This is a genomic window from Paenibacillus taiwanensis DSM 18679 (assembly GCF_000425125.1).
GTDB lineage: Bacteria > Bacillota > Bacilli > Paenibacillales > Paenibacillaceae > Paenibacillus_B > Paenibacillus_B taiwanensis.
The window spans coordinates 110,944-124,074 of record NZ_AULE01000001.1 but is presented as its reverse complement, the minus strand read 5'-3'; the positions used below and the strand labels follow the sequence as shown (position 1 = coordinate 124,074).

Genomic DNA, 13,131 nt, shown 5'->3' with positions numbered 1-13,131 from the left:
CGTCCCGACCATCTATATGCGGGTGTAGTTCAATGGTAGAACTTTAGCCTTCCAAGCTAATAGCGTGGGTTCGATTCCCATCACCCGCTCCATATTTTACAGTGATGCCACCTTACAAGGTGGCTTTTTTATTTTCTTCCGTTATCTGTTACAATTCTCATGTTTAATGCTTCTTTTATATATTTTTGAGTATGAGGAACGTAGTTTGCTTTAAAATGGTTTGTTAGTTCATTGTTCGATGTTGAGACCTGAAAGATGCTCATTCAGTAATAAGGAGCGAACGTGCTGTTGAAGCTTAAGGCTACTCGGAATCATATTTCGCCCTAGTTTAATTTGGTGGATCAAATTGTGTTCCCACGAAATACATTCGGGCTATTTTGTACGTTTAATGCAAAATGAATGCGCTTACTATTTGTGAAATATAATGATTACCAATTCAATAAATGCATCGTTTGTTCATAAATAACATACGATGATAGGTAGGAGCAAAACAACGAGGAAAGGCGCTGTACAAAGCCGGGCAGCATCGGCAATAAGCTGATAGTGTGTCTCTGACGTGTCATGAAACCAACTATGATTTTTCAAATAAAAGTAAAGATTTTCGCCACAGATTGTAGTATGATGGTAAGAAAGTCTAAAAAACAGTGCAAACTGGGTTGGATAAGAGGGGGAGACGAATGACTGACTTAACGTTAACCGCAAACAAAGCGAATTCCAACAACCTTTTGCGGCGAGACGTTCGATTCCTTGGTAATATCCTTGGCGAAGTGCTCGTCCATCAGGGCGGCAATGAGTTGCTGAATATCGTGGAGAAGATTCGTGAATTAAGTAAATCACTGCGTGCCGTATTTTTGCCGGAGTTGTACGATGAATTTAAGCAGCTCATCAACACGTTAAATCCTGAAATTCGTCACCAAGTAATTCGAGCTTTCGCTATTTATTTTCAGCTTGTGAACATCGCAGAACAGAATCATCGTATTCGCCGTAAGCGGGATTATGAACGATCTGCGGGGGAGACGGTTCAACCAGGCTCGATAGAAAGTATAATCCTTGAGTTTAAGGAACGTAAGTTGGCGGTAGAAGATTTGGAGGAGATTCTGTCCAGCATTTCTTTAGAGCTGGTCATGACAGCCCATCCAACTGAAGCGATGCGCCGTGCCATATTGGACATTAACAAGCGGATTGCTAATGATGTTATGGAATTGGACAACCCAACCCTCACTTATCGTGAACGTCAGCAACTACGTGATCAGTTGCTTAACGAGGTTATCACTTTGTGGCAAACGGACGAGCTGCGTGACCGAAAGCCGACCGTCATCGATGAAGTACGTAACGGACTGTATTTCTTTAACGAGACGTTATTTGATGTGCTTCCTGATGTATACCATGAACTTGAGCGCTGTCTTGACAAGTATTATGCTAGTCGAAGCTGGCACGTTCCTACTTATCTTCGCTTTGGGTCGTGGATTGGTGGCGATCGTGACGGCAACCCATCTGTAGTTGCTTCCGTTACATGGGAAACACTTGAGATGCACCGCAGCTTAGCGATTAGAAAGTATGAGGAACGTATGAAAGATATTATGCGTTCGTTAAGCTTTAGTACGACGATTGTGCAAGTTAGCGAAGAGTTGGTTCAATCAATAGCATCTGATAAGCAGCAAGTCACTTTAAAATACGTTCCTGCCTGGTTAAATGACAAGGAGCCTTATCGTGTCAAGCTGTCCTATATGTTAGAGAAGCTGCGTAATGTATTGGTTGATGAAACAAAGGGGACAAGCCAACGATATAACTCGGTTACGGAGTTTATCGATGATCTGTCTATTATTAATCGCAGCTTGCGTCATCATTTTGCAGATTACGCGGCAGATACACACATTAAGAAATTAATCCGACAAGCTGAATTGTTCGGCTTCCATATGGCTACATTAGATATTCGTCAACATAGCAAGGAACATGAGAACGCTATGACTGAGATTCTGGCTAACATGAACATTGTAAAGGACTACAGTGCATTGCCAGAGCAAGAGAAGATTGACTTGTTAAATCAGCTTCTGAACGATCCACGACCTTTAACATCACCGTACATTCGTTATAGTGAAGCGACCAAGGAATGCCTTGATGTGTATCGTATCGTGTTTGAGGCACAACAGGAGTTCGGGGTTAACTGTATTACGAGCTATTTGATCAGCATGGCGCAGGGTGCTAGTGATGTGCTGGAAGTGATGCTGCTCTCGAAAGAAGTAGGCTTATTCCGGAAGAACTCTGACGGTACCGTTCATTGTACGTTACAGGCTGTACCTCTATTTGAAACGATTGAGGATCTGCATGAGGCGCCTGGAATTATGAAGAGCTTATTCGAGCTGCCAGTCTATCGTCAAGCTATTGATGCGATGAACAACCTGCAAGAGATCATGCTTGGTTATTCGGACAGCAATAAAGACGGCGGAATGTTGACTGCCAACTGGGAGTTGCGCGTAGCCCTTAACGATTTAACAAAAGTGGCGCAACAATATGACATCAAGCTGAAGTTTTTCCACGGCCGTGGGGGAGCTCTCGGTCGCGGAGGCATGCCGCTAAATCGTAGCATCTTGGCACAGCCGCCGCATACGATTGGTGGGGGTATTAAGATCACGGAGCAAGGGGAAGTTCTATCCTCCCGTTACTCTATGCAAGGGATAGCCTATCGCAGCTTAGAGCAGGCAACATCTGCCTTACTACAGGCTGCTGTCATGGCGCGCACCTCTCAGGGAGAAGCGTGTGAGCCGCAGTGGGAAACGTGGATGGCTGACATTTCAAAGGATGCGCAGCAGAAGTATCAAGATCTTATTTTCCGTGATCCTGACTTCCTAACCTACTTTAAAGAGTCAACACCGCTGCCGGAAATTGGCGAGCTTAATATCGGTTCAAGGCCTTCCAAGCGCAAAAATAGTGACCGCTTCGAAGACTTACGTGCGATCCCGTGGGTATTCTCATGGACGCAAAGCCGTTATTTGCTTCCTGCGTGGTATGCAGCCGGAACAGCACTGCAATCGTTCTACCAGAACAAGGCGGAGAACATGGACACGCTCCGTCATATGTATGAGAACTACTCCTTCTTTGGCAGCATGATTGACAATTTGCAGATGGCATTGGCCAAGGCGGATCTGATCATTGCTAAAGAATATGCCGCTATGGTGAAGGATGACACAATCCGTGAGCGCATATTCAAGTGTATCCAAGAAGAGTACGACCTCACTTCAAAGCTGCTGCTGGAAATTACAGGTCAGCAAGAGATTTTGGATAACGTGCCCGTTATTCAAGAATCGATTAAGCTGCGTAATCCATACGTTGATCCGCTTAGTTACATGCAGGTTCAATTGCTATCCGAATTACGCCAGCTTCGCGAACAGGAGCAGGATGATCCAGAGCTTCTGCGCGAGGTGTTGTTGACCATTAACGGGATTGCTTCCGGTCTTCGGAATACAGGCTGATTGTATCTACTGGAGCGTGCCTTATGCAACACACCTGTAGATACCGAATCAGTTAACCGTGAACATAAAGTGCAGCTATGATGCAGTCGAGTCTTGCTATGCAGGGCTCGACTTTCCTGTGTCACTGATCAAAGGAGTTGTACATCCATGAAAAAGAGTGCCATGTATTGGCTCTCCGTCATCTTTGTGCTTATAGGGGCATCTAGCTACGGATTTGTATCATCAATCGTAAAGCTTGCTTTTGCAGAAGGGTATTCGACGGCTCAAGTTACCGTAAGCCAAATATCAGTAGGGGCCGCCGTGTTATGGATTATGGTGCTTCTACGCCCACATACATGGCGTAATCCATTTACTAACGGTGGATGGAAGCTATTGTTTATTGGCATATTTGGACTCTCATTGACCACCATATTTTATAACAGTGCACTTCAGCAAATGAATGCCTCGCTTGCTATTATTTTGTTGTTTCAATTTACATGGATAACGTTGGTTATGGAATGTGTGACACATAGAACATGGCCTAATCGGTATCAATGGTTATCCATATTTATCGTGCTGATTGGCACCGTGCTGGCTGTAGGAATTACGTCCGACAATCTGGAGAGGTTTACATTCGCTGGAATCATACTTGGACTAGCCTCAGCTATAACTTATAGTTTATTCTTATATTTAACGGGCAAAATGAAGACCCATCATGATCCGGTCATGCGTTCAGCGATGATGATGACAGGGACATTGCCTGTTATTTACGGCATTTATGTACCTTTTATTGCGGGTGGAATGGCATTGCCACCTGACGTGGGACACTTATTGTTGTGGGGCTTGCTGTTGGGATCGTTATCCCATATTATTCCGACAGTTACCTTTAATATAGGCATCCCGCGCATTGGAAGCAGCCTAGCTTCCATGATATGTGCAATGGAGCTGCCTGTTGTCACAGTTGTGGCGTATGTGCTGCTTCACGAACAGGTTACGTTGCTCCAATGGCTTGGCATCCTGCTTATTTTGGCCGGTATCGTCATTGCAGAGCAGAAGGCAACACGAATTACGGTCAACAATGAGCAGTGAGGACGGAGGGAGACTGTTGGTGGATACGTTAGAGAAACGACTTGCTATGTTAGCCCGTAAGGGGGATACAAGCGCGTTTGCCGAGATAGTCGAACTGTATAAAGACAAGATCTTTCACCTCGCTTATCGAATGCTAAGCAACAGGCATGAAGCTGAGGATGTTGTACAGGATACGTTTTTGCGGGTATATCGCAATCTGGATCGATATGATGAGAATCAGAAATTTTCGACGTGGATCTATCGGATCGGAACGAACTTGTGCATTGATCGTTTGCGGAAAAGAAAGCCAAGTTACTCTCTGGATGCAGAAATGAATGACCAAGAGGGTGTTGATGGTTATTCCATGATTCCTAGCGATGACAGGACACCAGAGACATATTTGCTTGTGAGTGAGACGCAACGAATGATCCATGAAGCAATTGACAGCCTGCCTGCCAAATACAAGTCAGTGATGGTTTTGAGGTACTTGCAGGATATGTCTCTTCAAGAGATAAGTGATGTGTTGAATATGCCGGTCACGACTATCAAAACACGAGTACATCGTGGGCGCGAATTTTTACGGAAAAAGCTCGAACGCAAAATATGAAAAAAATAACAGGTTAAAACTTTGAAACGATTTGATGTGCGTGACGTATCGTATAACAACAAAAGTTCTTGTCATGCCTTTTTTCGGATAGCCGGACAAGGTGGGCATGAGCTTTCGTTTGAACACCTGATGAAAGGATTTGGCTCAAATGGATTGCAAACAAGCCGTCTCATTGATGCACAACTTACTGGATGACGATCTGGAGCGATCATGCGCACTAGACTTGAAAGAGCACATGCTTGCATGCCCGGCTTGCCGTGAGCGGTTCCGTCAGTTGGAAGAAACGGAACAGCTGCTGTACGGATTCAATCATCGTTTGCAGCCGACAACGGATGAATTGACCGAACGTATTATGAGCGTGATCCCCAAGCCTAAGAAGCAAAGCGCGATGTTTAAGTGGGTGAGACGCCATCCGGCCATAACCGTTGCCGCTGTTTTCGTACTTGTGATGATGACGAGTGCGCTAAGCATGTGGAATGCTGATAAGCAATTGCTCGTAAAAGGCCAACAGCTCGACGGAGTTGTCATTCAAGATAACAAGGTCATCGTTCCGAACGGCAAAGTGGTCAAAGGAGACCTAACCATCCACAACGGCCTCGCAGAGGTTTATGGTGAAGTGGAAGGGAATGTAACTGTTGTTGACGGTAAAGTATATCAGGCGTCTACGGCGCACATCACCGGATCCGTACAGCAAATAGATGAAGCTATGAGCTGGATTTGGTATCAAATTTCAAGTTTGTTCCCAGGTAATGCAACCGCACCGTGAGGTGAGGTAGACTGGGGATACAAGTTTATGACGGCTCTCTCGTGTCTTTAGCGAGAGAGTTTTTTGTGCACAGAGCAGGAATTTTGCGTCCAGCTGACGAAAAGGTTATAGTTATACATATAGAGAAGGCCGATCTTATAGGGAACTCCGGGGGTACCTTCATGAATTATTTTGCAGACATGAGCTGGAAAGACGCCATCAAGGACGTCATCGACATTTTAATCGTTAGTTACGTAATTTATAAATTGCTTGTTCTGATTCGTGGAACGCGTGCGGTACAATTGCTTAAAGGTATATTTGTACTCGTATTAACTTGGGCAATTAGCACTTGGTTTGATTTGTATACACTGAAGTGGCTGATGAACCAAATGTTCACCTTTGGGGTATTGGCTATTGTTATTATATTTCAGCCGGAGCTGCGCAGAGCGTTGGAGCAACTCGGGCGAGGCAAGCTATTTGGCGGCCGCTCCAATTCGGAGCTTGATGAGACTGGCCGTGTTATCGGGGAGTTAATTAAAGCGGTCAATTATATGTCACGTAGAAAAATAGGGGCATTAATTGTTTTTGAGCGTAATACAGGTCTTAATGAATATATTGAATCAGGTATTGCGATGCACTCTCAAATGAGCTCAGAGCTGCTCATTAATATTTTTATACCGAATACACCACTGCATGATGGAGCTGTTATTGTTCGTGGAGATTCGATTGCTGCTGCTGCCTGTTATTTGCCTTTATCGGAGAACCCTTTTATTAGCAAAGAGTTGGGGACGAGGCATCGAGCGGGAATTGGCATCAGTGAGGTCGGAGACGCTATCTCCATCATTGTCTCGGAAGAGACGGGACAAGTGTCACTGGCGTTAAATGGGCAGGTAGTTCGCGATATTAAGGAAGAGTCGCTCATTTCAAAGTTGTTTGAAGAACTAAAGCCTAAAGTAAAGAAAGAACTGCGTTTGTTCTGGAAGCGGAAGGGTGAGCAAAATGGATAAGTGGCTGATGAACAATACAGCGGCCAAAATTATCGCACTTGTGCTCGGAGTATTGTTGTTTGCTGTTGTACATAAGGAAGATCCAAATACAGTGACGCAGCAATCTCTGTTTGAAACCCGCTGGATTGATTCTGTTAAAATAAATACGATTGGATTAGATGAACAACAACTGGCGATGCGAAGTATGAGCCCTAGCGATGTACGCATTCAAGTAAGCGGGAAACGTACAACTATCACTTCTGCACTGCCTGAAGATTATAAAGTTGTACTTGATCTGACAGGATACGGTCCTGGTAAGCATAGTATCCCTTTGAAATATGAAGTGCCGCTTGGAGTAGATATGCGTTCGATGCAGCCTTCTTCCGTTACGGTGGTGCTGGAAGAGGTACAGACCAAGCAGTATGAGGTGTTGATCAAGACCGAGGGAAGGCCAGCGGATGGCTACAAGGCAGGAACGCCGATCGTGAGGCCTTCAAACCGTGTTCATGTGACACTGCCTACTTCTCGTATGCAGGAGATCAGGTCGGTCAGTGCCATCGTTGATATTAGCAAGGCTAATGAATCGGTTCTCCATAAACAAGTAAAGCTGACGGCATTTGATGCAGCGGGACGAGAGGTTAAGAACGCGATTATCACGCCATCAGTGGTAGAGGTGGAAATCCCGATTACAAAGCCATTTAAGACTGTTCCACTTCAGTTGAACGTCAGAGGAAACTTGCCTGCTGGATTGTCGGTTGCTGCACTGGAGCCTAACGTGAATCAGGTTACTTTGTATGGACCTCAAGCTGCGCTCGATTCCATTGAATTCTATGATGTTCCACAATTGGATGTCTCGACCTTCTCGGCACCTGGTACCTACAACGTAAATGTCAAGTTGACGTCGCCGCCAAACATTGAGAAAATGGAGCCAAGTACGATACTTGTTAAGGTGACCATCGCTCAAGATAAGAAGCGGGTCATCGAAGGCGTGCCGATCACACTTACTGGTGTCAACGATAAGCTGATTACTAATATTACGGAACCGGCTTCCCGTAAGTTTAACGTAACAGTAGTTGGCTCACCGAGCGTTGTGGATGCATTGACGGTCGATGATATTCAATTGATTGCCAACATCAATGACTTGCCTCCGGGTAAGCATGCGGTCACGTTGCAAGTAAACCTGCCACGTTTTGTCCGTCTGGCGGATGGAGAGAGATATACGGCGACAATTGAGATTAAGGATAAGGACGTACCGGCCACGACTGACCCGGTGACGCCGCCTAATCCGACAACCGACGGCCAACAGCCTGAGGGAGAGCGCCCAGCCACAGGGGGAAATGTTCGGGACACAGACAGCCATGAGAATGAGCATTCTGGTGGGCAAGACCATCCAGAAAGCTAACATCCAGATATACGTAATGGGATTAAATATATAAGACAAATAGAAATAGATACACTAACATTAACAGTATCAAATACATGTGGGTACAGAAGTAGATCAAAAAGATCAGGCACCATGTAGGTTTGGTTTGTGTTAAATACGGTAAGCATTCTGGGTCAGAATAGTATGAATTAGAAGGGGATTATCAACATGGGGAAATATTTTGGTACAGACGGTGTACGTGGTGTTGCAAATCAAGAATTAACCGCAGAGCTAGCCTATAAAATCGGCCGTTGCGGCGGATATGTGCTAACAAAGGAAGTAACGAAACCGAAGGTATTAATTGGGATGGATACACGCATCTCCGGCCGAATGTTGGAGGCTTCCTTAACAGCAGGTCTGCTTTCAATAGGCGCAGATGTCATTCAATTGGGTGTACTGTCAACGCCTGCTGTTGCATACTTAACGCGTACACTGGGTGTGGATGCAGGAGTAATGATTTCGGCTTCCCACAATCCTGTAGAGGACAATGGAATTAAATTTTTCGGTCGAGATGGCTTTAAGCTGCTAGATGAGACGGAACTGGAGATTGAAACGCTAATTGATGCGGCAACGGATGAACTTCCTCGCCCTGTAGGTGAAGGTTTAGGTACAGTTACTGTAAACACGGATTTGAAGTGGGAATATTCGAAGTATTTGAAGACAACAGTCAAAAATTCGTTCGAAGGACTCCGGATTGTGTTGGATTGTGCACATGGCGCAGCATATGAGCTTGCACCACAATTGTTTCGTGATTTGGGTGCAGAGATTATTACTATCGCGGCGGAGCCAAATGGGTTGAACATTAACGATCATTGTGGCTCGACGCACCCTGAGCGCTTGCGTGAGGAAGTAGTTCGCCATAAGGCGAATCTTGGTTTGGCTTTTGACGGCGATGCGGATCGTCTGATTGCGATTGATGAATTGGGAGAGGAAGTGGACGGAGACCACCTGTTGTTAATTTGCGGTGATGCTATGAACCGTGAAGGTCGCCTTCCTGCAAGCACGATTGTCACTACGGTCATGAGTAATATTGGCTTCTACAAAGCGACAGAGAAGTATGAGTTAAAGTCTGCCAAGACAGCAGTTGGTGACCGGTATGTCATGGAGGAGATGCGACGTGGTGGCTACACGTTAGGCGGTGAGCAATCCGGCCACATCATTTTCCTTGATCACGGAACGACTGGAGACGGCATGTTATCTGGCATCCAATTGGTCGATACATTAGTGAGCAGCGACAGATCGTTGTCACAAGCGAAGGCTATGATGCGGAAGTATCCGCAGGTACTTGTGAATGTCCGTGTAGGTGACAAGAGCAAGTATGCTGGAAATGCCGCAATCGAAGAGGTTATCGCTGCTGTAGAAGCGGAGCTTGGAGATAATGGCCGAGTATTGGTACGTCCGTCTGGTACGGAATCACTCATCCGTGTTATGGCAGAGGGACCAGAAGCAGATGTTGTAGAAGCTTATGTGAAGCGGATTGCAGATGTAGTCATTAATGAATTGCAATAATATATATTAATTATCGTTCTGAAAGCTGTGTTTCTCTTGGTGGTAGTGCTAAGAGAGATGCAGCTTTTTTTGGTTGTGTATTGCCATTCGGAAGCGGGTTGCATATAATAGAGCATATTCCGCCTGTCGGGAGCATGTGATGAACTGCCGTGTCAGTCTTGCTCCAAGTCAAGAAGCCGGACGACGGTCGGAGTAGGTAATACCTATTCATGTATAGAAAGGCAGGGTTGACTGCATATTAGAAGGCTTATCGCAGGATAAGCTTGCCATATAAGCGCCAGCACTTGTACGCTACGGACGGCAACCAGCGACAAGTGGACGAGGTGGAGGTGTTCGAACCTGTTCGGCGGGGACCTCCCGGTGTGCCAACGGCACCGTAACGAGACAGCGGAAATCAATGAGGCAACTTGTTGGACAACGCACTCGATCTTGGTGATGTATCTTTTTGTTTATTGGTTGACTTGCGTCTACTTATGCATGGCGTAAGGGATAGAATCGTAATGTGTTACAAGATCAACTATGTTCACATATACGTGAAGGAATCATTTATATAGGATTAATATTTTACTAAATTAAATGGTCTGCCTAGCATATACGCGCCTAATCGGAATCGAAGCGGACTTCCAGTGGGGAAGTGCCGTTAATGTTTGATGGTGCTGTCTATGCCTTAATGGCTGAACAGGTCAGGTGGACGATGTATAAGAGGCGAATGTGTCAAAGGGCGACACATTATTTAAATATGCCTATATGACAGGTTCCGGTATTCATGTTCGTTTTTGTCAGACTGGAACAAGTACAGGTTGAACTTTTGAGCATGATAAATGTTTTATTTGGTCATGAGCAGCCAAGACAACAGCATAACAGCTCCAGTCTGATGGAGAGCCATTAATCTGGATGGATAAGGACCAACGGACAGGCTGACGATTCGATTGCGCTGCTATGTGCAGACACACAATCGGAGGCTATGTATTATGTGTGGTATTGTCGGATATATTGGAGCTCGTAATTCGCAGGAAGTATTGTTGGATGGATTAAGCAAGTTGGAGTATCGCGGCTATGACTCCGCAGGGATTGCTGTGTTTACGAATGAAGGACTACAGATTCGTAAGGCGCAAGGAAGATTGGCTAACCTGGCAACACGATTAGAGGATGAACCTCTTGCTGGGGGAGTTGGTATTGGCCATACGCGTTGGGCGACACATGGCAAGCCATCGGATGAAAACTCACATCCTCATACAGATGCAACAATGAAATTTTCTGTTGTGCATAACGGCATTATTGAAAATTATATGGAACTGAAAGAGGAATTGATGGCACAAGGCGTGCCCTTCATATCAGAGACGGATACGGAAGTTATTTCTCACCTGATTGCCCGTGAATATGATGGTGATATTGTTAAGGCAGTACAGCGCGCAATTACTTACATTCGTGGAGCATTTGCACTGGGTGTGCTGACTGAGTACGAACCGGACCGACTTGTGGCTGTTCGTTGCGCCAGCCCGCTTGTTATTGGTATTGGAGAGGGCGAGAATTTTATTGGCTCGGATATACCCGCCATTTTACAATATACACGCCGAGTGTATATATTAAACGACAATGAGATGGCTGTATTAACTAAGGAAGCTGTCGAATTGATGACGATTGAAGGCAACAGTATTTCTCGGGAAATGATTGTTGTCGATTGGGATGCGATGACTGCGGAAAAGGGCGGATATGACCACTTCATGCTGAAGGAAATTCATGAACAGCCGAAGGCATATCGCGACACAATGCGTGGTCGTTTGCAGGAAGGTTTGAGCGGTGTCAAATTGACAGAGCTGAAGGTGCTGACCAATGAGCGCTTGCGAGAAATTCGCAACGTGCATATTGTCGCTTGCGGTACGGCTTACCATGCAGGCTTGGTTGGACGCACGTTGATCGAACAAGCGATTCGGATTCCAGTAGAGACCGATGTTGCATCCGAGTATCGTTATCGGAATCCGATCATTACACCGGAGACGTTAGTAATCGTGGTCAGTCAGTCTGGCGAGACAGCTGATACACTGGCAGCACTCCGTGAAGCAAAGCGCTGCGGTGCTGCGGTGCTTGCAATTACGAATGTAGTTGGCAGTTCTGTCGCACGGGAGGCAGACGACACGATTGTGACTTGGGCAGGGCCGGAGATTGCGGTTGCGTCTACGAAAGCATATACGTCACAATTGATTGCATTTATGCTGTTGAGCTTGTATTGGGCGGAACAGACAGGGCGCATGGGAGCTGCTGAGCTGCGCCATCAGCTTGCTGCGATGGAAGCACTACCTGAGCAGGTAGAGAGCATTCTAACACAAGCTGATGAATTGAAGCGGGTTGCAGAAGAAATGGCCGCACACGATAATTTGTTCTTTATCGGTCGGGGCGTTGATTATGCGGTAGCTATGGAAGGCTCGCTGAAGCTGAAAGAGATTTCCTATATACACTCTGAGGCTTACGCTGCTGGTGAACTGAAGCATGGTACACTTGCGTTGATTGAAGAGGGCATTCCAGTAATTGCATTGGTCACGCAATCCTCATTGGTGGAGAAGATGATTAGCAACATCAAGGAAGTGAAAGCGCGGGGTGGTGTTGTTTATGCCGTCACCGACAAAGCTCACGCTGAGCTTGTGTCGAAAGCGGTAGACGGTACGTTTGTACTGCCGACGACACTTGCACATTTAAGCCCGGCACTGTCGGTTATCCCATTGCAGCTAATCTCCTATTATGCTTCACTTGCTCGTGGCAACGACGTAGATAAGCCGCGTAATCTGGCGAAAAGTGTAACGGTTGAATAGGTTTAGCTGATGGTAATTACAAATTGTCCAGTGATAAAAAAGTCGTGAACTAGTAAAAAAAGTCATGAACCAGTAAAGAGAGTCGTGAACCAGTAAAAAAAGTCGTGAACCATCTATGTCAGTCCCGGTGATGCAAATGCTCATCGGGACTTTATTATTTATAGGGGGTATTTCGAATGGAAACACTAGGCCGACGTATTAAGAAGATCAGGAAGCTCAATGAAATGAATCAGATTGATTTCTCTAGTAGAGTGGGGATTTCACAAGCTACGCTGAGTGAAGTGGAGCAAGACAAGTACAAACCTTCGGTTGAGATCATAATTTCAATAGCTTCTATATTCCATGTCGATTTAGCATGGCTTGTGCTTGGGACTGCAAGCTCAAATAATAAGGTTATTGGTGTGAATGAAGTCAATGAAAAGGAAGCAGATTTGCTATTGTTATTCGATAAATTAAAAGCAAATGACCAAGACGAGATTATTGCATTTATTAAGATGAAATTGAGTCGATACTAATTCGAATAAATGCTATCTTCGT

Annotated in this window: 9 protein-coding genes and 1 tRNA gene; all 10 read left to right on the top strand. The window is 45.5% G+C overall.

From position 1 onward, the window contains the following. The first annotated feature begins 18 nt into the window (after positions 1–18). A tRNA-Gly gene (locus tag H509_RS0100590) sits at positions 19–92 on the top strand. A gap of 585 nt (positions 93–677) precedes the next feature. Then, positions 678–3,470: a phosphoenolpyruvate carboxylase gene (gene ppc, locus H509_RS0100585; RefSeq protein WP_028543352.1), complete on the top strand. Its 2,793-nt coding sequence runs from the start codon at positions 678–680 to the stop codon at positions 3,468–3,470. Positions 3,471–3,617: 147 nt separating this feature from the next. Further along, positions 3,618–4,538 carry an EamA family transporter gene (locus H509_RS0100580; RefSeq protein WP_028543351.1) on the top strand — a complete coding sequence of 307 codons (921 nt, stop codon included), beginning with the start codon at positions 3,618–3,620 and terminating at the stop codon, positions 4,536–4,538. Positions 4,539–4,557: 19 nt separating this feature from the next. Beyond that, entirely contained in the window at positions 4,558–5,124 is a 567-nt protein-coding gene (gene sigW / locus H509_RS0100575) for an RNA polymerase sigma factor SigW (protein ID WP_028543350.1), read from the top strand. Between the two features lie 148 nt (positions 5,125–5,272). Further along, positions 5,273–5,890 (top strand): polymer-forming cytoskeletal protein, encoded by a 618-nt coding sequence (locus H509_RS0100570; protein WP_028543349.1) that lies wholly within the window; start codon positions 5,273–5,275, stop codon positions 5,888–5,890. Between the two features lie 161 nt (positions 5,891–6,051). Then, on the top strand, positions 6,052–6,876 hold the full coding sequence (gene cdaA, locus H509_RS0100565; protein WP_028543348.1) for a diadenylate cyclase CdaA: 825 nt from the start codon (positions 6,052–6,054) through the stop codon (positions 6,874–6,876). Beyond that, on the top strand, positions 6,869–8,257 hold the full coding sequence (locus H509_RS23910; protein WP_036695735.1) for a CdaR family protein: 1,389 nt from the start codon (positions 6,869–6,871) through the stop codon (positions 8,255–8,257). Before cdaA ends, H509_RS23910 begins: the two co-directional genes overlap by 8 nt. Positions 8,258–8,446: 189 nt before the next feature. After that, on the top strand, positions 8,447–9,787 hold the full coding sequence (gene glmM, locus H509_RS0100555; RefSeq protein ID WP_028543347.1) for a phosphoglucosamine mutase: 1,341 nt from the start codon (positions 8,447–8,449) through the stop codon (positions 9,785–9,787). Between the two features lie 971 nt (positions 9,788–10,758). Beyond that, entirely contained in the window at positions 10,759–12,594 is a 1,836-nt protein-coding gene (glmS, locus tag H509_RS0100550) for a glutamine--fructose-6-phosphate transaminase (isomerizing) (RefSeq protein ID WP_028543346.1), read from the top strand. Between the two features lie 176 nt (positions 12,595–12,770). Beyond that, a complete protein-coding gene (locus H509_RS0100545) occupies positions 12,771–13,109 on the top strand; it encodes a helix-turn-helix domain-containing protein (RefSeq protein ID WP_028543345.1) in 339 nt (112 codons plus the stop codon). The last annotated feature ends 22 nt before the right edge of the window (positions 13,110–13,131 follow it).

Excerpts from the sequence above, each read along its gene's own strand:
- H509_RS0100580 (WP_028543351.1), top strand. The coding sequence starts at position 3,618 with ATGAAAAAGAGTGCCATGTATTGGCTCTCCGTCATCTTTGTGCTTATA.
- ppc (WP_028543352.1), top strand. The coding sequence starts at position 678 with ATGACTGACTTAACGTTAACCGCAAACAAAGCGAATTCCAACAACCTT.
- cdaA (WP_028543348.1), top strand. The coding sequence starts at position 6,052 with ATGAATTATTTTGCAGACATGAGCTGGAAAGACGCCATCAAGGACGTC.
- H509_RS0100545 (WP_028543345.1), top strand. The coding sequence starts at position 12,771 with ATGGAAACACTAGGCCGACGTATTAAGAAGATCAGGAAGCTCAATGAA.
- glmM (WP_028543347.1), top strand. The coding sequence starts at position 8,447 with ATGGGGAAATATTTTGGTACAGACGGTGTACGTGGTGTTGCAAATCAA.
- H509_RS23910 (WP_036695735.1), top strand. The coding sequence starts at position 6,869 with ATGGATAAGTGGCTGATGAACAATACAGCGGCCAAAATTATCGCACTT.
- glmS (WP_028543346.1), top strand. The coding sequence starts at position 10,759 with ATGTGTGGTATTGTCGGATATATTGGAGCTCGTAATTCGCAGGAAGTA.
- H509_RS0100570 (WP_028543349.1), top strand. The coding sequence starts at position 5,273 with ATGGATTGCAAACAAGCCGTCTCATTGATGCACAACTTACTGGATGAC.